This is a genomic window from Ciceribacter lividus, from assembly GCF_003337715.1.
GTDB lineage: Bacteria > Pseudomonadota > Alphaproteobacteria > Rhizobiales > Rhizobiaceae > Allorhizobium > Allorhizobium lividum.
Genome location: NZ_QPIX01000006.1, coordinates 89,488 through 111,008 on the forward strand (window position 1 = coordinate 89,488; position 21,521 = coordinate 111,008).

Sequence of the window (21,521 nt, forward strand, 5' to 3'; positions counted from 1 at the left end):
GAGGAGAGGCATGAGAACGCACGATACCGGTAGAGCCGGCCTGGGCGCGATCGTCACGGCGCCGGTCCACGTCGTCATGGGCATTCTCGACACGCCGCTGCGCTGGCTGCAACGTGTTGCCGGAACTGGCGGCATGGCGGCCTTCTTCCTGATGCCGAACATGCTGATCTTCGGCATCTTCGTGCTGCTGCCCTTCTTCATCAACTTCGCCTATTCGATGACCGGCGGCACGGCCCTTTTCCTGCCCGACCGCACCTTCGTCGGCACAGACCAGTATGCGCGCCTCTTCGACTGCGGGAGCTATCTCGATCCGGGCAGTTGCGTCGAGGACACCTTCTGGACAGCGGTCTGGAACACAGCCACGTTCGTCGTGCTTCAGGTCACGCTGATGATCTTGGTCTCGCTCGTCACGGCGCTGATCCTCAATCGCGACCTTGCCGCGCGCAGCTTCTGGCGGGCAGTCTTCTTCTTCCCCGTCCTCTTGTCGCCGGTCGTCGTAGGCCTCATCTGGAAGTGGATCCTCCAGCGACAGGGCCTTCTCAATTTCGGTCTCTACGGCCTCGGTTTCGATCCCTATGTCTGGCTCAACGACCGCAACTGGGCCTTCGCCGCCACCATCGGCGTGTCGATCTGGGCGCATATGGGCTTCTACACCCTGATCCTGCTCGCAGGCCTGCAGGCGATCCCGAAAGACCTCTACGAAGCCGCCGAAATGGACGGCACCCGACCGGCGCGTGCCTTCTGGCGCATCACGCTGCCGCTCCTCATGCCGAACCTTCTCGTCGTCGTGGTGCTCGTGCTGATCCGCGCGGTGCAGATCTTCGATGAGATCTATGTCTTGACCGGCGGAGGGCCCGGGACGAGCACGCTTTATCTCACCCAATACATCTACGAGACCGGCTTTGCCGCCCAGCTGCGCAATCCCGGCCTTGCCGCCGCCGCCTCGATCCTGATGGGCGCCGTGCTCGTGGTCCTCACGCTCGTCCAGCTCGGCCTTGGCCGCTCCGGAGAGAAGAAGGGAGGCCGCAAATGAGCGGGATCATCCGTTTCCTCACGCGCCGGAGAGGCGGCAGGGGCTGGCACTGGACCGACGTGGTCACCTGGGTCTGGCTGATCGGCGGGCTCTTCATCATGTTCGGCCCGGCCGTCTGGCTGGTCGGCTCGTCCTTCAAGTCACCGGCGGCACTCGCCGAATTCCCGCCGACCATCCTCCCCTACGTGACCCAGAAGGTGACGGTCGAGGGCTATGACAAGCCCCTCGATCTCTACGAGGCGACACTCGAAGACGGCAGCACGGCGGTACTCGCCGAAGTGCGCCGCATCGGCGTCGTCAGCCAGATGGTCGACCCGGCAAAGCCCGGCGAGATCATCAAGGTCAACATCGCCAAGCGGCGGCCGGTGCGGGAAATGTCGTTCGCCACGACGAACTACACCGAGCCCTTCACCCATTTCGACTTCGTGCGCTATCTCTGGAACTCCGTCTTCGTGACGGTCACGGCGACGCTCATCACGCTCGTCGTTAATTCCATGGCCGCCTTCGCGCTCAGCAAATACGAATTCCGCGGGCGGGCGCTTGCGATGCTGCTGATCCTGGCGACGCTGATGGTTCCGCTCTCGGTCATCATGGTGCCGCTCTATTCGATCGTTTCTGCGCTCGGCCTCTTCAACAGTCTCTGGGGCGTGATCCTGCCGACGGTCGCCACCCCGACAGGCGTCTTCATCCTGCGCCAGTACATGCTGACCATTCCCGACGAACTGGTCGACGCGGCGCGGATGGACAAGGCGTCGGAATGGCAGATCTACTGGCGCATCATCCTGCCGCTGACGGCGCCGGCACTCGCGGTGCTCGCGATCTTCTCCGTCGTCTGGCGCTGGAACGACTTCCTGTGGCCGCTGATCGTGCTCTCGCGCAAGGAACTCTACACCCTTCAAGTGGGCCTCAGCATCTATTCGGGCGAGCTGAACGTGCAATGGCACTTCATCCTCGCCATGACCGTCGTGACCATGATCCCGGTCGTACTGGTCTTCATCTTTCTGCAGCGCTTCATCACAACCGGCATCGCCGGCACCGGACTGAAATAGGGGAGCATCATGGGACATATCAGGCTCACCAACGTGAAGAAGTCGTTCGGCGCCGTCGACGTGATCCACGACATCAACCTGGAGATCGCGGACGGCGAGTTCGTCGTCTTCGTCGGCCCGTCGGGCTGCGGGAAGTCGACCCTCCTGCGCATGATCGCCGGTCTCGACCGGCCGTCGAGCGGCGAGCTTGCAATCGACGGCAAGGTCGTCAACAGCGTGCCCGCCGCCGATCGGGGCCTTGCCATGGTCTTCCAGTCCTATGCGCTCTATCCGCACATGAGCGTGCGGCAGAACCTTGCCTTCGGCCTTGAAAACACCCGCATGCCGAAAGCCGAGATCGCCGAGCGCATCACCGAAGCCGCGCGCATGCTGGAAATCGAGGCCTACCTCGATCGCCGCCCGGGTCAGCTTTCCGGCGGCCAGCGCCAGCGTGTCGCCATCGGCCGCGCCATCGTCCGACGCCCCGTCGCCTTCCTGCTCGACGAACCGCTGTCGAACCTCGACGCCGAGCTGCGCGGTTCCACCCGCGCCGAGCTTGCCGCGCTCCACGCACGGCTTTCGGCGACGATGATCTACGTGACGCACGATCAGGTCGAGGCGATGACGCTCGCGGACCGTATCGTCGTGCTGCGCGCCGGGCGTATCGAGCAGGTCGGCACGCCGCTCGAGCTCTACAATCGCCCCGCAAACCGCTTCGTCGCCGGCTTCATCGGCTCACCGCACATGAACTTCCTCGACGGAACCGTCGAAGCAGCCGGTCCCGGACGGACCGTCATTTCCCTCGCCGGTGGTCAGCGGCTGGAACTGCGCTCGGCCGGCCCCGTGGGGACGCCAGGGGCTGGTGTGACAGTCGGCGTGCGACCGCAACACATCACGCTCGGTCGCAGCGAGAGCAGCCTCTCTGCAAAGCTCACGCTCGTCGAGGCACTCGGCGCCGAGACGGTGCTGCATGCCGACCTCGCGGGCCAAAAGATCCTCATCGTCGCCCCCGGCCAGCACGACCTTGCACCGGGGGCAACGATCGACCTCTCTTTTGCAAGCGCCCCGATCCATCTCTTCGGCGAAGCGGGGCTACGCCTCCAGGACGCTGTCTGACGGCTTCACAAACCTCCTGTCCCCGGTGCGGGCACCGGGACGCGACCGCCCTGTCTTCGGGCGCCGATACCGTTCGCTGGCTGCCGCGGGCAAAGACCCGAGCGCCTTCCAGCCCCACCTTGTGAGAGATTTATCTCTTGGCTGCTGGGGTAACACGCTGTAATCCCATCATCATCGCTGCCAGCCCGAACGCATCGTTGCTTTCGGGGAGATAAATATTTACTAAACAATCTTGAAGTCTTCCTCATGACGACGGTTGATCAAGGCACCTGAAAAGGCGGAATGACGGAATGGTAACGATCAAGGAAATCGCCAAGGCCGTGGGCGTATCCTCCGCAACTGTGTCGCGCGTGCTGAATTACGACCCTGCCCTGTCGATCTCCCCCGCCAAGCGGCAGGCGATCATCGAAACGGCGGAGGCGCTGAACTACGAGACGCCGCGCAACCGCAACAAGGCAACGAGCCAGACGGCCCCCAGCCTGCTCACCAAGCTCGTCATCGTGCATTTTCTTGAGCCGTCCGACGAAATTGCCGACCCCTACTACATCGGCGTGCGCCTCGGGATCGAGACGCGCTGCCGCGATCTCCGGACCGAGATCGTCAAGGTCTTCCACTCCGATGCCCTGCCCGAGGCCGGATTGCTCTCGGGCGCGTCCGGCGTCATCGTCATCGGCAAGCATTCCGACCATGAGATCGCCTGGCTGAGGCAGCACGCGCGCCATCTCGTCTTTGCCGATTTCGATCCGAACGACGACGCACTCGACAGCGTCTTCTCCGACGTGGAACTCGCGACGATGAAGATCCTCGACGCCCTGAAGGCCGGCGGCTATAGCCGCATCGGCTTCATCGGCAGTCATGAGAGACTGAACGACAGCGTGCAGCGCTTCGCCGAAAAGCGTTGCGCGGCCTATATCGACTGGCAGAGAAAGAACGGCACTTTCGAGCCGGACCTACTCGCCCTCGCCGACTGTTCCACAGGACAGAGCCTGCGGCTCGAAACGGGCTATCGTCTTGCCCACGAATTGCTGGCGCTGGCACAGCGGCCGGACGTCATCGTGACCTCGAACGACAACATGGCGATCGGCGCCTACCGGGCATTCCAGGAGGCCGGTCTTTCCATTCCGAAAGACATCGCCGTCGTCTCGTTCAACGACATTCCCGTCGCCCAGTTTCTCACTCCGCCGCTCACCACCGTTCGCATCCACAGCGAGCATATCGGCGAGACGGCCGTCGACCTGCTGCTCGAACGCCTTTCCGGACGCAGTTACGGCAAGCAGGTGCGCATCGCGACGGAACTGATCTGGCGCGACAGCTGCCGCAAGCCCCGGTAAATCCGAGCGACTTGCGCCATTCGCGATCGCGATAAATATTTACTAAATTTTCCTTGCGCAGTTCTCCGATTTCGGTAAATCTTGCGCTGACGGCAGAGAGGGAACCTGCCGCAAGCGTTTCTTGGGAGGAAACAATGGACAACAGGACGATTCTGTCTCGCTTTGCGGCCGGCGCGCTCGCCGGTGCGAGCCTTCTCGCATCCACCGCAGCCTTCGCCGGCGAAATCACCATCTGGTGCTGGGACCCGAACTTCAACGTCGCGATCATGAAGGAAGCCGGCGCGCGTTACACCGCAAAGCACCCGGAGACCACCTTCAACGTGGTCGACTTCGCCAAGGCGGACGTGGAGCAGAAGCTCCAGACGGCGCTCTCCTCCGGCACCACCGACGCGCTACCGGATATCGTCCTGATCGAGGATTACGGCGCACAGAAATACCTGCAGTCCTTCCCCGGCACCTTCGCCGCCCTTTCCGGCAAGATCGACCACTCCGGCTTCGCCCCCTACAAGGTCGAGCTGATGACGCTCGACGGCGCGGTCTACGGGGTCCCCTTCGATTCCGGCGTCACCGGGCTTTACTATCGCAAGGATTATCTCGAACAGGCCGGCTTCAAGCCGGAGGACATGCAGGACCTCACCTGGGACCGCTTCATCGAGATCGGCAAGACGGTGGAGGCGAAGACCGGCAAGAAGATGCTCGGCCTCGACGTCAATGACGCCGGGTTCGTGCGCATCCTGATGCAGTCGGCCGGTAGCTGGTATTTCGACAAGGACGGAAATCTCTCAATCGAAGGCAATGCCGCGCTGAAGGCTGCGCTCGAAACCGAGCAGAAGATTCTGCAGGCCAATATCTACAAGCCTGCCGCCGGCTGGACGGAATGGGTTTCCACCTTCACCTCCGGCGATGCCGCGACGGTCACCACCGGCGTCTGGATCACCGGCACGGTCAAGGCGCAGGCCGATCAGGCCGGCAAGTGGGGCGTTGCCCCCATTCCGAAACTCACCGTCGAGGGCGCATCGAACGCCTCCAACCTCGGCGGCTCCAGCTGGTATGTCATCGACAGTTCGGCCGAGAAGGACGAAGCGATCGACTTCCTCAACGAGATCTACGCCAAGGACGTCGACTTCTACCAGAAGATCCTGACCGAGCGCGGCGCCGTCGGTTCGCTGCTTGCCGCCCGCACGGGCCCGGCTTACGGCGAGGCCGATGCCTTCTTCGGCGGAGAGAAGGTCTGGCAGAACTTCTCCGACTGGCTGGCGAAGGTTCCCTCCGTCAACTACGGCATCTTCACCAATGAAGTGGACACGGCGGTCACCGCCCACCTTCCCGACCTTGCCAAGGGCGCTGACGTGGACGAGGTCCTGAAGGCCATCCAGAGCCAGGCCGAGGGCCAGATCCAGTAGTCCCTCCCCCGGTGGGCGGCGGACTCCGCCCCACCTTCCGGAACGTCCTTTCCTCATGAAGGGATGTTCCGGCCCTTGTCTTTGGCGATGAAGGTTTTCCCATGGCTGCCGGAAAAGCAGGCGGATTGAAGCGCTATCACGATCTGAACGGCTGGCTGTTCATCGCACCGTCGATCCTGCTCATCTCGATTTTCCTCGTCTATCCGATCCTGCGCTCGCTTTACCTGTCCTTCTTCTCCGGCAAGGGCATGATGATGAAGTTTGCCGGCTTCGGAAACGTGGTACGCCTTTCGAACGACCCCGTCTTCCTCCAGGCGCTCACCAACACGATCACCTTCTTCGTGGTGCAGGTGCCGATCATGATCGTGCTGGCGTTGCTGCTCGCCGCCGTGCTCAACAACGACCGGCTGAAGTTCATCGGCTTCTTCCGCACCGCGATCTTCCTGCCCTGCGTCGCCTCGCTGGTTGCCTATTCCGTGCTGTTCAAGAGCATGTTTTCCGTCGACGGGGTGGTGAACCAGGCGCTGATGGCGCTTCACCTGACAGATGCACCGATCGGCTGGCTCACCGAGCCCTTCTGGGCAAAGGTGCTCGTGATCCTCGCCATCACCTGGCGCTGGACGGGCTACAACATGATCTTCTATCTCGCGGCCCTCCAGAACATCGACAGGTCGATCTACGAGGCGGCTCGGATCGACGGCGTGCCGGCCTGGGCGCGCTTCGTCTACATCACCGTGCCGATGCTGAAACCGGTGATCCTCTTCACGACGATCATCTCGACGATCGGCACGATCCAGCTCTTCGACGAGGTCTACAACCTGACCGAGGGCCGCGGCAGTCCAGCAAACGCGACGCTGACGCTCTCGCTCTACATCTACAATCTCACCTTCCGCTTCATGCCGAACTTCGGCTACGCGGCGACGATCTCCTACGTCATCGTCATCATGGTGGCGCTCTTCTCCTTCCTGCAGTTCTATGCCGCGAGGGACCGTTCATGAACGCCCCGCGCCTCGGTGCAGCCACACTGCAATACGTCTTTCTCGGCGTCGCCGCCTTTCTCTCGCTCTTCCCATTCTTCTGGATGGTGATCAGCGCGACCAACACGTCGATCGACATCATCAGCGGCAAGACGAGTTTCGGTGGCGCATTCGCGACGAATGTTGCGAACTTCTTCACGCTGGTCGACGTGCCGCTCGTCTTCTGGAACTCGGCCAAGGTGGCAGTCCTCGCCACGCTTTCCACGATCATCGTCTCGTCGCTCGCCGGCTACGGCTTCGAGATGTTCAAGTCCAAGGCGCGCGACCGGATCTATTCGCTCGTGCTCTTGACGCTGATGGTGCCCTTTGCGGCCCTGATGATCCCGCTCTTCATGATGATGGCCAAGACAGGCCTCATCAACACCCATACCGCGATCGTGCTGCCGACCGTCGCCTCCGCCTTCATCATCTTCTATTTCCGCCAGTCGACCAAAGCTTTCCCGACGGAGCTGCGCGACGCGGCAAAGGTGGATGGCCTCAAGGAATGGCAGATCTTCCTCTACATCTACGTGCCGGTGATGCGCTCCACCTATGCCGCCGCCCTCGTCATCGTCTTCATGACGAACTGGAACAGCTATCTCTGGCCGCTGATCGTGCTGCAGTCGAACGAAACCAAGACGATCACGCTCGTCGTCTCCTCGCTCGCCTCCGCCTATTACCCCGACTACGGCGTGGTCATGATCGGCACGATCCTCGCCACGCTCCCCACCCTGATCATCTTCTTCCTCATGCAGCGCCAGTTCGTGCAGGGCATGCTGGGCTCAGTGAAATAGGAATATGGATCCCATGCGCATTATCGAGAATTTCAACGGCAACTGGCTCTTTCGCCACGGCTTCGAGCCGGCGCGCGTCTCCGCCCTGCAGGAGGGCGAGACCGTTCGTCTGCCGCACAGCGCCGTCGAATTGCCGTACAACTATTTCGACGAGACCGAATACCAGAAGCCGTTCACCTACCAGAAGGTCCTCGCCTGGCGGCCGGAGTTCGAGGGCCGCGAGGTTTCGCTCGTCTTCGATGCCGCCATGGCCGACAGCGTCGTCTACCTGAATGGACACGAGATCGTCGCGCACAAGGACGGCTACACACCGTTCGAGGCCCGGCTCACGCCGCATCTCGTGCGCGGTGACAACCTCATCACTGTCAAGGTCGACGGTTCGGAGAACCCGGAAATCCCGCCCTTCGGCGGCCAGATCGACTATCTCTGCTATGCCGGCATCTATCGCGACGTCTGGCTGAAGGTCGCAAGCCCCGTCTCGATCGGGAACGTCAAGATCGAGACGCCGGATGCGCTCGCGGAAAAGAAGAGCGTCACCGCGCGCGCCTTCCTCGCCAACCCGGAAGATCGGTCCTTCTCCGGCACCCTGACCGCGACAATCACCGACAGGAGCGGAACCGAGATCGCGTCTGCGTCTGTGGCACTGGACGGCAGAGAAGCGCTCCTCACCTTCTCCGATCTCGCCGGCATCGCGCTCTGGGACATCGACAATCCGACGCTCTACACACTGTCCCTGACGCTTGAGACCGAGCACGGCGAGGACACGTTCGCACAGCGCTTCGGCTTCCGTACCGCCCGCTTCACACCGGACGGTTTTTTGCTGAACGACAAGCCGCTGAAGCTGCGCGGGCTCAATCGCCACCAGTCCTGGCCGCACACGGGCTATGCCATGGGCCGGCGCGCCCAGGAGAAGGATGCCGACATCCTGAAACACGAGCTCGCCTGCAACATCGTGCGTACCTCGCACTATCCGCAGTCGAAGTGGTTCCTCGATCGCTGCGACGAGATCGGCCTCCTCGTCTTCGAGGAAATCCCCGGTTGGCAGCATATCGGCGGCAAGGCCTGGCAGCAGGAATCGATCGAGAACGTCCGCCGCATGATCGAACGCGACTGGAACCATCCCTCGATCATCATCTGGGGCGTTCGCATCAACGAGAGCCAGGACAATCACGATTTCTATGCCGAGACGAACCGGCTCGCCCGTGAACTCGACCCGACGCGCCAGACCGGCGGCGTGCGCTTCATCACCAATTCGGAGCTGCTCGAAGACGTCTATACGATGAACGATTTCATCCTCGGCAACGAGGAACTGCCCGGCAACAATCGCGGGCGCGTCGTCTTGCGGGACCGGGTCGAGACGACCGGTATCACCCGGCCGATCCCGTACATGATCACCGAATATAACGGCCACATGTACCCGACCAAGCGCTTCGACCAGGAGCAACGCCAGGCCGAGCACGTGACGCGCCATCTGCTGGTGCTCAACGCAGCGGCGGGTGACGGCAACATCTCCGGGTCCACCGGCTGGTGCATGTTCGACTACAACACCCACAAGGACTTCGGTTCGGGCGACCGCATCTGCTATCACGGCGTCCTCGACATGTACCGTATCCCGAAACTGGCGGCCTATGCCTATGCGAGCCAGGGCGATCCGGAAAGGAACGTCGTGCTGCAGCCGGTCACCTTCTGGGCGCGCGGAGAGCGCAATATCGGCGGCGTGCTGCCACTGATCATCCTCACCAATTGCGATTATGTCGACGTCAAGTTCGGCGAATGGCCGGCAAAGCGCGTCTATCCGGACAAGGAGAACTACCCACACCTTCCGCACCCGCCGGTCGTCCTCGACCTGCGGACCGTCACGCAGGAGGAATTCGGCTCCTGGGGCCGCGTCTGGCGCGAGGGAACGATCACCGGCTATCTCGACGGCAAGGTGGTCAAGACGCTGGTTCTGCCTGCCGATCCGGCTCCCGCGACTCTGGAGGTCAAGGCGGACGACACGGCGCTACGCGCCGGTGAAAAGGATGCGGTGCGCGTCGTCGTCCGCGCCCTCGACCAGTGTGGCAACCTGCTTCCCTATTTCGAGGAGCCGGTCTCGCTTGCCCTTTCGGGTCCGGGCCGTATCATCGGCCCGGCGGACCATACGTTGAAGGGTGGCGCCACGGGGTTCTGGGTGGAGGCCGGGGACGAGCAGGGCAGCATCGAACTTGTCGTCGCGAGCCGCCGCTTTGCACCTCAGTCCGTCACCTTCACCGTCAGCTGAGGTTCCGCCATGACCGATGTTCGCCTCACCGACATACGCAAGCGCTTCGGCGCCCTGGAGATTATCAAGGGCGTCGACCTGACGATCGGCGCGGGCGAATTCGTCGTCTTCGTCGGCCCCTCGGGCTGCGGCAAGTCGACATTACTGCGCATGATCGCCGGGCTCGAGGACATCACCTCCGGCGAACTCACCATCGGCAGCACCGTGATGAACGACGTCGATCCGTCGAAGCGCGGCATCGCCATGGTTTTCCAGTCCTACGCGCTCTACCCGCATATGACGGTGCGTGAGAACATGGGCTTTGCCCTGAAATTCGCGGGCATGGACCGGCAGGAGATCGACCGGCGCGTCGACGATGCGGCCCGCATCCTCGAACTCGGCCCCCTGATGGAGCGGAAACCAAAGGCGCTCTCCGGCGGCCAGCGCCAGCGCGTCGCCATCGGTCGCGCCATCGTCCGCCATCCGGACGTCTTCCTCTTCGACGAGCCGCTCTCCAACCTCGACGCGGAACTGCGCGTGCACATGCGCGTCGAGATCGCCAAGCTGCACAAGGCACTGAAGTCGACCATCATTTACGTCACCCACGACCAGGTGGAAGCGATGACGCTCGCAGACAAGATCGTCGTCCTGCGGGCCGGAGTGGTCGAACAGGTGGGCGCGCCGCTCGAACTCTACGACGACCCGGCAAATACCTTCGTCGCCGGCTTCATCGGCTCCCCGCGGATGAACTTCCTGAAAGGCCGGATCGCCGCAGTCGACGAGGGCCATGTGACCGTTGCGCTTGCAAGCCGGCCCGATGTGCGGCTCGACCTTCCCGTCGGCGCAGGCGGGGTTGCTGTCGGCGACGACGTAAGCCTCGGCATCCGGCCGGAGCATTTCCTTCCCGCCGGCGAAGGCGACTCCGACCTGACGATCGATGTCGACGTGGCCGAGCATCTCGGCAATACGAGCTACATCTACGCCGATCTCTCGGCCGACGAACGCATCATCGTCGAACAGGAAGGCTTTCGGTTTGAACAGGACTGCAGCCAACTGACAGTGGGACTTGCGCTCGGGAAGTGCTTCCTCTTCGACGCCGCCGGGGTGCGAATTCGGTAGGCCTCACTCCCGCCCCTCGACTGAGAAACCCGGCACCGCGGGCGACGTGTTGGCCGCGGTCGTTCCGCCGTTATTTCCTGCTGAATTGCCGTCGCGCCGTCCGCACGGCGGTGATCGACCGGCCGGCAAGATGGCTGATCTGGCGGACGAGCCGGAGGTCGTGGTTGATGGAGGGCACCGCAACGCCGAGGTCTGCCTGCAGACCACAGAGATCGACCACCTGTGCCTGGACTGACACGTCGACTGCCGACACCAGCTCGTCGCAGACGAGATTGACGGCCGGGTAATCAACGCGCGCGTCAGCGCGACGCGTTGCCGAGCGCTACCTCTGGCTCGCCCCCTGCAAGAGCCTGTCGTAACGTTTTACCTCTGTCAGGACCTCATTGAGACGCTCGATCCCCCGGGCCTGGAGGACTTGCTTCAGTTTGATGAAAACCTCTGCCGTGGCCAAGGTGTCGCCCATTGCCGTATGACGCTGGTTCTGGGGTAAGTCGACTCCGAGCCGGTTCACCAGATCGTCAAGCGTATGATTTTCGCTGAGCCCGAAGACGGCTGCGGACAATAGCACAGTGTCGAGGATCGGATTGACGAATCGGATGCCAAGCTCCGCTTCCCGTCGCCAAAGAAAGGCCATGTCGAAGGGCGCATTGTGCGCGACGATCACGGCGCCCTGGGCGAAAGTGTGAAATCGCTCGACCGCTTCCTGCACGCTTGCTGCATCGACGACCATGGCATCGGTCACGCCATGAATGGCCGAAGACGCCCGAGGGATGGAGCGTCCGGGGTTGACGAGCAGATCGAGGGTCTCGCCAGGCACGCGCTTCCCGTTGACAATCCGCACGGCGGCAATTTGGACGATCTCGTCGCCGCGTTCTGGGAAGAGACCGGTCGTCTCGGTATCGAAGACAACGTAGGCCAGATCGTCGAGGCGCGACTCTGCCATCCGCTCCGCCTGCGCGCGCGACAGCAGACCGAAATCATAGACCACCGAGAAGGGCGTGTCGGCGGGGGTCGCTTCGAGCTGCCGGATCGGTCGCAGGAAGACGCTGACCGAAGCATTTTCTTCCTCCCCCCCCGGAGCAAGCGTCGTCGCATGCGCGGCCAGGATCGCATTTGCCGAGAGCCCGCCCGGGCTGCCATCTACCGGTTCGGCCAGCCAACGCTCCAGCTCGGTCTCGGCGAGCGCTCGCCCCTGCCAGCCAAGACGGATCTCGGCTGCATCGCCAACCGCGCGGATTACCAGCTGAAGATCTCCAGCATTGGCCTCAGCCGCTACCTTTTGGGCGATATGGGCAAGCAGCGAGACCATGTCGAAGGCATTGCAGCGGACCGCAAGCGCGCTTGCTTCAACATCAAGGGGAATATCTTCAGACGACAGTAGCCTGCGAAGGCTCGCCGCCAGTTCGCGGGCGTCGACCGGAGCCATTGGCCAGCCGTCGGCACGACAGCTGTCGAACCGGCTCGCGAGATCGGCAAGGATCGCATCAAGCTGCTCAACTTCATCCTTCATCGCTGCCGGCGAAAGTGTTCCGTCGTCGTCGGCCCCAATTCGAGCCGCGAGCGCGCTGACGGTCGGGCGAACATGCTCGAAGATCTCGCTCAGCAACACGTCGCGCCGTGCGTAGGCTTCAACCTCTCCCGTTACATCGCGCAGCGTCATGACATAGGCCGCGGCATCCCCGCCATTGTCGTGGGCAAGCCGCATCCGCCCGGCCAGGCGCCTGGAGCCGCATGGGCTGTTGCAGACGAACTCAACGATGGAGCCCGGCTGTGCTGATTCGAGCAGGCGCTGATGCACCTGGCGAATGGCGCCATCGTTCAGATAATCGAAGAGGTTCTTTCCGAGACAAACGGGGGTTTTCGGCCCGGACAACATCCGATGGGCCACACTGTTATAGAAGACGATGTGATGCCGACCGGTGCACAGGAGCACCGCGGGCGGCACATCGGACAGTAGGTGTTCTAGCTTGTTCTTGTCCGATGCAAGTCGGGCCGTTTCCCGCGCCACCGTCTCGGCAAGTGAATTGCGGCTCTCCGAAAGCGTCGCCGTAGCCGAGGCCGCGGCCTCAGCCAGATCACCCAGATACCGGGCCTGAGCCGCGTCAATCTCGTCCGCCACATCCGCATGCGTGCGCACGCGCAGGGCCCAGGCCAGTTGCTCCATGGGACGCGCCAGATAGGTATCGAACAGGAACCAGACGCCGGCAACGAGCGCAATGATGCCGAAGACGGCGACCACCGCGCCCTGAACAAAGGCATTGAGCATATCGGGACTGCCCTGCCGGTGATATCCGAACCACAGGCCGATCCCGAGCGCCGCAATCGAGCCGAGGGCGATGGCGACGAAGAAGAGAAGGATGCGACCGCGCAGTCCGATTCTCATGATCACTGCTGTATCAACTCCGTTTGCAGGCGATGTCCAGAAGTCGATCGCCAGGCGGCAGATCCGTCCAGGTCACTCCGCTGATCGTGCCGTCTTCGGCAACCTCAACATCCTTGCCCATGAGATCCGCTCGCCGGCCGCCGGCGCAGTCAAACAGGACCTTGATCCGCGCAGTCGGTTGCCAGCGGGCCGCGAGCAAGAGATCGACCATCACCTGATCGGGCAGGCTGGGATGGCGCTGCACGGTTCGCGTGTCGACGGCGCTGTATCGCGTAACCACCGGACGATAGTAGGACCACGGCCTCCAGAAAGAGCGTTGCTCATTGTTCCAGGCGACGATCACTCCGGCGGGCTGCGTTGCGACATTCCGCTCGAACCAGCTGTACTCGCTCCAGATCGCATAGCTCAGCATGCCGAGACCCGCCGCCGCAGGCACGATCCATTTCGGCAGGAGGCCACGGCTGATCCAGCGCAACCCCATTGCAACACCAGCCACGGCCACACCTGCCACGACAGCCGCAATCAACTCGAAAAACACGACATCTAATCCTTTATGCGGGCGCTCGTCCGCTGTTGGCGAGCGCCGATTGCATTGTTCTGACAACGACGAACGCATCCCGCAGATGGGAGCGCTCGAAGTCTCCGTAGTCGTAAGGAGCGAGATAGTTGTCCGGTTTGAGCCCCGCCTTTACCTGGTTCTTCTGATTACGCAGCCTCATTTCGGCGATCAGATCATAGGCGGCAATCAAGTCGCGTGCACCCGCACTGGAGATGACGCCGCTTGCCTCGGCCGCCAGCAGCCTAGCACGCGTATTGACCGGCGGTAACCGCCCCATGAGGCTGTAGACCCGCCCCAGATCGACGACCGGCACGACGCCGTTGTGCTTCATGTCGATATGGTTGCGATGATCCCCGCTGCGGATCGTCGCAAAGCCACGCAGGAGGCCGAGGGGGGGCGCGTGCTTGAGGGAATTGCTGACCATATGAGCGACGAAGATCGAATTGCGACTGGCCTTATCGAGAACCTCCGCCTGCAGATCGCGGAACAGCGTTCCCGTGCCAGCTATGGGTCTCAAGTCAAACATGACGCTGGCGAGCATCTGCGCCATGGGTTCCGGGGCCTCGACCCAGCCGAAGAAATAGCCCCGCCATACATGCACCGGCTGGCACCAGCGTGGATTGGTCGCCATCATGTCACCGGGGCAATAGACATAACCGCACGCATCAAGACCGTCGCTGACCCGGCGGGCAAGCTTTTCAAACCACGGCCGCTGACTCTCGACGAAGCTGTCATCGATAAAGATACAGTTGTCCTGGTCGCTGACGCCGGTCTGCTCTTGGCGCCCCTGGCTGCCGCAGGCAAGCCAGAGATAGGGCACAGGCGGCGGACCAAGCTCGCGTTCGGCGAGCACGATCAGACGACGGGTCACGGCGTCCGCAACATCCGTAATGAGGCGTGTCACCACCTCATGCGCCTGGTTCCCGCCGACCAACTGCACCAGGAGTTGTGGAATGCGGTCGGTGATCTGGCGCAATTCGGACACGTGTTCGGCGGCGGCGATCTCGCCGATCATAAGAGCCGACGTCGTCGCCTGAAAGCGGGTCAGGTCCGTCTGCGTGACGATCCCCACCAAACGGTCGCTGTCCACCACCGGCAAGTGTCCGACGCCATGCTCCAGCATGAAATTGAGCACATCCGAACCGAGCGCATCTTCGGTCAGCCCAAGTGGCTGCCGCGTCATCACGGCCGAGACGGGTGTCGTGGCTGGATCAAGGCCCTCGGCGACGACCCGCGACGCGAGGTCACGGGTGGTGATGAGGCCGACAAAACGATCCTTCTCCACCACTCCGAGGCTGGAGACCTTCCGGTCCCGCATGAGTTCGGCGGCTTGACGGACACTGTCCCCAGGAGAACAGACGAGCACCGGCTTGGACATGAGGTCGCCGATCTTGCGCAGCGCCATTTCGCTACGCCTGACGTCGGCGACCCGACCGCGGGTGAAGAACCGGGCGTAGACCGGCTGCTCGCTCATCAACCGCTTGAATTCGTACGCCGGCAGGATCAGCAAGAGAAGATCTGTCAGTGCCCGTGCGCTGGTCACGGCGAGCCCATCGACCATCAGTCCGCGCTCACCGAAGGAATTGCGGGCGGAAAGCTGCGAGATGACGGTGCCGGACGAATCCCTTACCTCGACGCTGCCGTCCATCACCAGGAAAAGGCCGGGTAGCAGCTCACCGTGGGCATACACTTCCGCGCCGGCTGTCAACTTCTTGCAGACGAAGCGTCCGGCGACACGCTCCAGTTCCGCGCGCGGCAGGCTGTCGTAGGGGTGAACGGTCTCGAGAAACTTCAGGATATCAGAGGTGGCTGCAGCCATCAGGACCCCAACGGACCGGTCGTGCGGTCGAACCTTGGTTGAGGATGGTGAACGGGCGGCTTTCGCCGCCCGTTCATTTGTCTATGCGATCTCAGTGACCGGTTGCCTGACCCGCGCCACGCGGCACGCGGATCGATTCCACCAGTTCCTGTACGTGAGCCGGCGGTGCTGCGGTCATCATCGATACGATGTAGGCCGTCGCGAAGTTCAGCAGTGCACCGATCGGACCAAAGGCTGCCGGCGGAATGCCGAACAGGTAGTTGGCAGGTACGTTCTCCAGCATGTTCGTGCCGGCGATGAAGAACCAGCCGAGATAGGTGAACAGATAGAGGCAGGTCACGATCAAGCCGACGAGCATGCCGATGGTCGCGCCGGCCGAGTTGATGCGCTTCGAGAAGATGCCCATCATCAGAACCGGGAAGATGCTCGCTGCGGCAAGGCCGAAGGCCAAGGCCACGGTCTGGGCGGCGAAGCCCGGCGGGTGGAGGCCCAGCAAGGTTGCGACCAAGATCGCGCCGGCCATGGCGACACGAGCGACCATGAGCTCGTTCTTTTCCGAAATACCCGGAACGAGCCAGTCCTTGATCAGGTCGTGGCTGATCGACGACGAGATGGCCAGCAGAAGACCCGCTGCCGTCGACAGAGCGGCTGCAAGACCGCCAGCTGCGATGAGACCGATGACCCAGCCCGGAAGCTGCGCGATTTCCGGGTTGGCAAGAACCAGGATGTCGTTGTTGATGGTCAGCTCATTGCCGGACCAGCCACGCTCGGCCGCCTGGGCGGCAAAGCCTTCAGCCTTGTCGTTGTAATACTGTATCCGACCGTCGCCGTTCTTGTCCTCGAACTTCAGCAGACCGGTGACTTCCCAGGTCTTCATCCAGTCGGGGCGCTGTTCATAGAGGACAGCCTCGGCCTTCGGACCGTTGGGGAAGATGGTGTTGATGATGTTCAGGCGTGCCATGGCGCCGACAGCCGGAGCCGTCAGGTAGAGCAGCGCGATGAAGACCAGCGCCCAGCCAGCCGACCAGCGTGCGTCGGAGACCTTGGGAACGGTGAAGAAGCGGATGATGACGTGCGGCAGACCGGCGGTACCGATCATCAGCGACAGGGTGAACAGGGTCATGTTCAGCATGGAGCCCTGTGCGGTATAGGCGTTGAAGCCGAGGTCGGTGACGACCTGGTCAAGCTTCTGCAACAGCGGCAGGCCTGATTCGGTATGCGTCGAGAACAGGCCGAGCCATGGCAACGGATTGCCTGTCAGTTGCATCGAGATAAAGATGGCAGGGATCGTGTAGGCGATGATCAGCACGACATACTGGGCAACCTGTGTGTAGGTGATGCCCTTCATGCCGCCGAGAACCGCATAGGCGAAGACGACGGCCGCGGCGATCCAGAGACCGGTCGAGGCCTCGACTTCAAGAAAGCGCGAGAATGCGACGCCGGCACCGGTCATCTGGCCGATAACATAGGTTGTCGAGATGATGATCAGGCAGATGACCGCGACAAGTCGCGCGCTCTGGCTGTAGAAACGGTCGCCGATGAATTGCGGCACGGTATACTTGCCGAACTTGCGCAGGTAAGGCGCCAGCAGCAGTGCAAGCAGAACGTAGCCGCCGGTCCAGCCCATCAGGTAGGTGGAGTTGGCATATCCAACGCCGGCGATCAGGCCAGCCATGGAGATGAACGACGCCGCAGACATCCAGTCCGCAGCCGTCGCCATGCCGTTCAGCACGGGATGAACGCCGCGGTTTGCGGCGTAGAATTCAGCAGTGGAGCCGGCGCGGCTCCAGATTGCGATACCGATGTAGAGCGCAAAGGAGGCGCCCACAATCAAAAGATTAAGGGTATACTGTTCCATATGGAATGTCCGCCTTACTGCTCATCGACGCCGAATTCGCGGTCGATCTTGTTCATGTACATCGCGTAGTAGAAAATCAGCGCGATAAAGACGACGATCGAACCTTGCTGGGCGAACCAGAAACCAAGGTCAGTGCCGCCGACGGCTATACCGGACAGCATGGGACGCAGCAGGATGCCGAATCCGTAAGATACGATCGCCCAGATAGCCAGACATATGTAGATAATGCGAATATTCGCTGCCCAGTAGGCATTGGACGACTTGTCCGTCATGAATGATCCTCCCTCTGCTTTCAGACATCAACGATGCCTGAACTCCTCCACCACGCCGCAGGACCGGACGAGCATGGTGTCGTCGGCCGTATAACCGCTCCTCAGTAATACGGACTCCCCCGCAGCATGGTCAGACTAGCCTGCCAAAGGGAACTTCCAAGCCCACGATTGGTCGTAAGACCAAAGTCTTACGTGGTAGGTCGGCAGAGCCGGCTTGGCATGTTTGAACAGCTTGCCGCCGATTGTATGAATAGCCCCGTGTTTCGTCGACACTCCATGAATCAGACAATCCTCATGGGGGAGAATCGCTTTCCGCTACATGCGGTAATCCGTCCACACCGCCCAGCTTGTGGCATAGCCGTTACTTGGTACATGGACGCTGTCCCAAGATCCGGAGAACATAGGTTGTGCAGCGCCAGATTGATGAAGGGCGACCGGTTCGATTCGTCGGTCGCGCCCCGGTTTTGTTGGACGGCTATTTGTTTGCGTTCAGGTGCGCTTCGACGAGCGTCGCGAAAAGCACAGGAGTCTCCTGCATCGGATAGTGACCAGCATTGTCGATGTACTCGAAATGGATGTTGGGTAGCCACTTTGCGAGCGTCTTTGAGTAGTAGGCTTCCTGGAAGCCCGGCAGATCGTTGCGCCCTCCGATAACGAGCACGGGCGTGTCGACGTTGGCTGCAGCAAGTTCCGCGGAGAAGTCCTCATCGAGCCACATCGCGTAATAGCCTCGTAAGGCTTGCGGACGCGACGATGCGCGGCTGAGATTTGTCTTCCTGGCAGCCCAGGCGCCGTTCAGCTTGCCATTGGTCAGCGCGCCGAAGGCATTGCGTGCGGTCTCATCGTCTGTAATTGCCGCCGCGAGGAATGCTCTTTCTTCGTCGCTGGCGGGATAGCCGTCAGGCGTCACAGGAGTGACTGCGACATAGCTCTTGATCCTGTGAGCGCCGTGCCAATCGAGGAGCAGGGTTTTGAACCCCGCCATTCCGTTCATGGAATGGCCAACAAGATGGAACTTCTCCCATCCTAGATGTTCGGCGAGCCGGAGCGTGTCGCCGGCGATTTCATCGGAGGTATAGTTCCCCGCCAATCCTTTTGACGCTCCGTAGCCCCGCACTTCCACGAACGCGTAGGTATAGGTTCCGGTGTCGAGCCAGGGACGCACTGTGTCGTAATTGGTAGCATCGCTCATCCAGTCGTGAAAAACGATCACCTTCTCCGGACCCGAGCCAAACAGCTCATGTCCTAGAATGGGAGAATCCCCGCCTATGGCGGGGGCCGCAAACAACGCGGTAGCGGCAGCCGCTAAAATTGTATTTCGAAGCATTTTTCTTTTTCCTTCGTAGTGAGGCGTCCGGCGCCGATCAGCTCGAGGAAAATGTTTGCAAAGGGAGAAATTTGCAAGTACGCACAAATATCGCTTATAGTGTCAAAAATTACTCTATTGGAGAAAACATGGCGAAAATGGGAACTGCCGGATCCCGTAAAGCGCGACACCAGGACCCGGAGCACTGTCCGGTCGAGGCTGCGCTGAACAAGATCGGCGGCAAATGGAAGGGACTGATCATTCTACGTCTGCTCGTCCGTACGCGACGTTTCAACGAACTGCTCCGTAGCCTGCCCGGATGTACACAACGCATGCTGACGAACCAGCTCCGCGAGCTTGAAGCAGATGGGATCGTGCACCGGGAGGTCTATCCCGAGGTTCCTCCAAGAGTTGAGTATTCGCTGACCGAAACGGGTCGAGAGCTGATGCCGGTCATTCGCGCGATGTGCGAATGGGGACAGAAACACGTTCAACATGTAGAGCCGGACTTCGAAACGGTTCTGGAAAACGCGGCGTGACGCCCGAGTGCAAAGCTTCGAAACCCGAGGTTCGGGATGGCAAAGTCTTGTGGCACGCCGAGCAAGGATCGCGCGCCAGGCGGTGTGGACGGATGGCCGCATGTAGCGGAAAAAGGATTCTCCCCATGAGGATTGTCTGATTCATGGAACGTCGACTAACTTGGAGGCAAGTGCGACGAAACCAGACTGTCAACATCCGGCCCTGAAGCAGCCTATCTGCTCTGCGCCTCGATTCCGGCCATTCGGCGCTCCCGCTAGAACTCCGGAAAGCCGCCGCTCGCAAACTACGGCCGATATCGCATTGCCTCCAGGAACACGGCAAAGGCAGGCGAGGCCAGCCGTCGGTTGGGGTAATAGAGGTGATAGCCCTGGACGACAGGACACCAGTCGTTCAGAACCGCCTGCAATCGGCCGTCGTCGATATAGGGACGCGCGAGGTCTTCCGGGACATAGGCGAGCCCGAGGTTGTCGACGGCAGCATGCAGCACGGGAAAAATGCTGTCGAAAATGGCTTGTCCTGCGACCCTGATCTCCAACTCGCGTCCATCTTTCTCGAATTCCCATGCATAGAGACCACCGGCAGACGCCATGCGCAGGTTGATGCATTGGTGATTGGTCAAATCGCCGGGGTGCTCTGGCGGTAACCGACGTGCAAAATAGTCGGGCGTGCCAACAACAATGAACCTCCAATCCGGGCCGATGCGGACCGCAATCATATCCTTGCTGATCGACTCGCCCAGCCTGACGCCGGCGTCGAAATGTTCGCCCACGATATCGATAAATCCGTCGTTGATGGATACCTCGACACTGATGTCGGGAAATTCGGTCAGAAACGTCGCCAGTTTTGGCCGCAGGACCATTTCCATCGCGTGGATTGCGGAACTGATGCGGATCGTGCCGGACGGCTTGTCGCGCAATTCGCTCAAGGCGTCGATTTCCGTGCGGATCTGATCGAAATGCGTTGCGACTGATCGATAGAGCCGCTCGCCCGCCTCGGTCGTCGACACGCTGCGGGTCGTCCGCGTGAGAAGCCGAAGGCCAAGCCGCTCTTCGAGCCCGCGGATCGTATGACTGAGCGCTGACGTCGAGACACCCAGCTTGGCGGCCGCCTTGGTGAAGCTGCTGTCATTGGCAACAGCGATAAACGCCCTCAGTTCGCTAAACTCGTCACGCGCCACTATGAAATCCTGTTCAATAGTTCATCCAGTTTATAGCGCCTAATCGAATAGCGCATCCACCCTTATCTTGCCAGCACACAAGGCATCCGAGGGAAGGACGCATCACATGGAAATCACTCGCGCAGAAAGCCGCCCAGCCGGCCCCGGCCCGACCGACTGGTTCACCGGGTCGGTCCAGGTCGAAATGCTCTTCAATCCGTTCGACAAGGAACGTGTACAGGGAGCAAGCGTCACGTTTCAGCCGAACGCGCGCACAGCCTGGCACACGCATCCGCTCGGCCAGACGCTCATTGTGACATCTGGCGTCGGGCGCGTGCAGCGCTGGGGCGGGCCGATCGAGGAAATCAGGGTTGGCGACGTGGTGTGGTTTGCGCCAAGTGAAAAGCACTGGCATGGCGCGGCCCCCGGCGCTGCCATGACCCACATCGCCATCCAGGAAGTCCAAAACGGCAAGGCTGTCGACTGGATGGAAAAGGTGACCGACGAGCAATACGCCGCCTGAACAGCAAAAAGCAAAAAAGGAGAACT

The 21,521-nt window shown here is 61.5% G+C and carries 18 protein-coding genes and 1 pseudogene; 11 read left to right on the forward strand and 8 right to left on the reverse strand.

The annotated features are described in order from the left end of the window. Positions 1–10: 10 nt before the first annotated feature. The 9 genes from DFR48_RS11935 (at position 11) to DFR48_RS11975 (ending at position 11,079) form a co-directional block, all read left to right on the forward strand. The gene (locus DFR48_RS11935) at positions 11–1,033 is read left to right on the forward strand and encodes a carbohydrate ABC transporter permease (protein WP_114363377.1); all 1,023 of its coding nucleotides are present in this window, start codon (positions 11–13) and stop codon (positions 1,031–1,033) included. After that, positions 1,030–2,082, forward strand: coding sequence for a carbohydrate ABC transporter permease (locus DFR48_RS11940; RefSeq protein WP_114363378.1), 1,053 nt, complete (start codon positions 1,030–1,032; stop codon positions 2,080–2,082). Before DFR48_RS11935 ends, DFR48_RS11940 begins: the two co-directional genes overlap by 4 nt. Positions 2,083–2,091: 9 nt before the next feature. Beyond that, the gene (locus DFR48_RS11945; protein ID WP_114363379.1) at positions 2,092–3,177 is read left to right on the forward strand and encodes an ABC transporter ATP-binding protein; all 1,086 of its coding nucleotides are present in this window, start codon (positions 2,092–2,094) and stop codon (positions 3,175–3,177) included. A 290-nt stretch (positions 3,178–3,467) separates the two neighbouring features. Next, a complete protein-coding gene (locus DFR48_RS11950; RefSeq protein ID WP_114363380.1) occupies positions 3,468–4,508 on the forward strand; it encodes a LacI family DNA-binding transcriptional regulator in 1,041 nt (346 codons plus the stop codon). A 134-nt stretch (positions 4,509–4,642) separates the two neighbouring features. Then, the gene (locus tag DFR48_RS11955; RefSeq protein ID WP_114363381.1) at positions 4,643–5,911 is read left to right on the forward strand and encodes an extracellular solute-binding protein; all 1,269 of its coding nucleotides are present in this window, start codon (positions 4,643–4,645) and stop codon (positions 5,909–5,911) included. Between the two features lie 101 nt (positions 5,912–6,012). Continuing rightward, complete coding sequence (locus DFR48_RS11960) at positions 6,013–6,909, forward strand: carbohydrate ABC transporter permease (protein WP_114363382.1); 897 nt, start codon at positions 6,013–6,015, stop codon at positions 6,907–6,909. After that, on the forward strand, positions 6,906–7,721 hold the full coding sequence (locus DFR48_RS11965; RefSeq protein ID WP_114363383.1) for a carbohydrate ABC transporter permease: 816 nt from the start codon (positions 6,906–6,908) through the stop codon (positions 7,719–7,721). Before DFR48_RS11960 ends, DFR48_RS11965 begins: the two co-directional genes overlap by 4 nt. A 13-nt stretch (positions 7,722–7,734) precedes the next feature. Continuing rightward, positions 7,735–9,981, forward strand: coding sequence for a glycoside hydrolase family 2 protein (locus tag DFR48_RS11970; RefSeq protein WP_114363384.1), 2,247 nt, complete (start codon positions 7,735–7,737; stop codon positions 9,979–9,981). A 9-nt stretch (positions 9,982–9,990) separates the two neighbouring features. Continuing rightward, positions 9,991–11,079 (forward strand): ABC transporter ATP-binding protein, encoded by a 1,089-nt coding sequence (locus tag DFR48_RS11975; protein WP_114363385.1) that lies wholly within the window; start codon positions 9,991–9,993, stop codon positions 11,077–11,079. A gap of 133 nt (positions 11,080–11,212) precedes the next feature. Here the strand turns inward: DFR48_RS11975 and DFR48_RS22230 are convergent. From DFR48_RS22230 to DFR48_RS12010, 7 genes and pseudogenes are all read right to left on the reverse strand, one after another. Next, positions 11,213–11,406 (reverse strand): annotated as a pseudogene (locus DFR48_RS22230) (peptide ABC transporter ATP-binding protein); the annotation flags it as partial. Further along, a complete protein-coding gene (locus DFR48_RS11985; protein WP_114363387.1) occupies positions 11,402–13,462 on the reverse strand; it encodes a 3'-5' exonuclease in 2,061 nt (686 codons plus the stop codon). The pseudogene DFR48_RS22230 and the gene DFR48_RS11985, both read right to left, overlap by 5 nt. Before the next feature lie 13 nt (positions 13,463–13,475). Next, positions 13,476–14,000, reverse strand: coding sequence for a hypothetical protein (locus DFR48_RS11990; protein ID WP_147273533.1), 525 nt, complete (start codon positions 13,998–14,000; stop codon positions 13,476–13,478). Between the two features lie 13 nt (positions 14,001–14,013). Next, positions 14,014–15,840, reverse strand: coding sequence for a DUF294 nucleotidyltransferase-like domain-containing protein (locus tag DFR48_RS11995; protein ID WP_114363389.1), 1,827 nt, complete (start codon positions 15,838–15,840; stop codon positions 14,014–14,016). 91 nt (positions 15,841–15,931) lie between these two features. Further along, positions 15,932–17,698 (reverse strand): sodium:solute symporter family protein, encoded by a 1,767-nt coding sequence (locus DFR48_RS12000; protein ID WP_114363390.1) that lies wholly within the window; start codon positions 17,696–17,698, stop codon positions 15,932–15,934. Positions 17,699–17,712: 14 nt separating this feature from the next. Next, the gene (locus DFR48_RS12005; RefSeq protein WP_114363391.1) at positions 17,713–17,970 is read right to left on the reverse strand and encodes a DUF4212 domain-containing protein; all 258 of its coding nucleotides are present in this window, start codon (positions 17,968–17,970) and stop codon (positions 17,713–17,715) included. Between the two features lie 475 nt (positions 17,971–18,445). Continuing rightward, positions 18,446–19,297 (reverse strand): alpha/beta fold hydrolase, encoded by an 852-nt coding sequence (locus DFR48_RS12010; RefSeq protein WP_114363392.1) that lies wholly within the window; start codon positions 19,295–19,297, stop codon positions 18,446–18,448. Between DFR48_RS12010 and DFR48_RS12015 the strand changes: the two genes are divergently transcribed. Beyond that, entirely contained in the window at positions 19,282–19,815 is a 534-nt protein-coding gene (locus tag DFR48_RS12015) for a winged helix-turn-helix transcriptional regulator (protein ID WP_342634917.1), read from the forward strand. The two genes, DFR48_RS12010 and DFR48_RS12015, sit on opposite strands and share 16 nt — an antisense overlap. Before the next feature lie 284 nt (positions 19,816–20,099). On the opposite strand, the gene DFR48_RS12020 is transcribed toward DFR48_RS12015, so the two are convergent. Beyond that, entirely contained in the window at positions 20,100–20,993 is an 894-nt protein-coding gene (locus DFR48_RS12020) for a LysR family transcriptional regulator (RefSeq protein ID WP_114363393.1), read from the reverse strand. 106 nt (positions 20,994–21,099) lie between these two features. On the opposite strand from DFR48_RS12020, the gene DFR48_RS12025 reads away from it, so the two are divergent. Next, positions 21,100–21,495, forward strand: coding sequence for a (R)-mandelonitrile lyase (locus tag DFR48_RS12025; protein WP_114363394.1), 396 nt, complete (start codon positions 21,100–21,102; stop codon positions 21,493–21,495). Positions 21,496–21,521: the final 26 nt, after the last annotated feature.

Coding starts and splice junctions, on each gene's coding strand:
- DFR48_RS11935 (WP_114363377.1), top strand. CDS start 11: ATGAGAACGCACGATACCGGTAGAGCCGGCCTGGGCGCGATCGTCACG.
- DFR48_RS11940 (WP_114363378.1), top strand. CDS start 1,030: ATGAGCGGGATCATCCGTTTCCTCACGCGCCGGAGAGGCGGCAGGGGC.
- DFR48_RS11945 (WP_114363379.1), top strand. CDS start 2,092: ATGGGACATATCAGGCTCACCAACGTGAAGAAGTCGTTCGGCGCCGTC.
- DFR48_RS11950 (WP_114363380.1), top strand. CDS start 3,468: ATGGTAACGATCAAGGAAATCGCCAAGGCCGTGGGCGTATCCTCCGCA.
- DFR48_RS11955 (WP_114363381.1), top strand. CDS start 4,643: ATGGACAACAGGACGATTCTGTCTCGCTTTGCGGCCGGCGCGCTCGCC.
- DFR48_RS11960 (WP_114363382.1), top strand. CDS start 6,013: ATGGCTGCCGGAAAAGCAGGCGGATTGAAGCGCTATCACGATCTGAAC.
- DFR48_RS11965 (WP_114363383.1), top strand. CDS start 6,906: ATGAACGCCCCGCGCCTCGGTGCAGCCACACTGCAATACGTCTTTCTC.
- DFR48_RS11970 (WP_114363384.1), top strand. CDS start 7,735: ATGCGCATTATCGAGAATTTCAACGGCAACTGGCTCTTTCGCCACGGC.
- DFR48_RS11975 (WP_114363385.1), top strand. CDS start 9,991: ATGACCGATGTTCGCCTCACCGACATACGCAAGCGCTTCGGCGCCCTG.
- DFR48_RS11985 (WP_114363387.1), bottom strand. CDS start 13,462: ATGAGAATCGGACTGCGCGGTCGCATCCTTCTCTTCTTCGTCGCCATC.
- DFR48_RS11995 (WP_114363389.1), bottom strand. CDS start 15,840: ATGGCTGCAGCCACCTCTGATATCCTGAAGTTTCTCGAGACCGTTCAC.
- DFR48_RS12000 (WP_114363390.1), bottom strand. CDS start 17,698: ATGGAACAGTATACCCTTAATCTTTTGATTGTGGGCGCCTCCTTTGCG.
- DFR48_RS12005 (WP_114363391.1), bottom strand. CDS start 17,970: ATGACGGACAAGTCGTCCAATGCCTACTGGGCAGCGAATATTCGCATT.
- DFR48_RS12010 (WP_114363392.1), bottom strand. CDS start 19,297: ATGCTTCGAAATACAATTTTAGCGGCTGCCGCTACCGCGTTGTTTGCG.
- DFR48_RS12025 (WP_114363394.1), top strand. CDS start 21,100: ATGGAAATCACTCGCGCAGAAAGCCGCCCAGCCGGCCCCGGCCCGACC.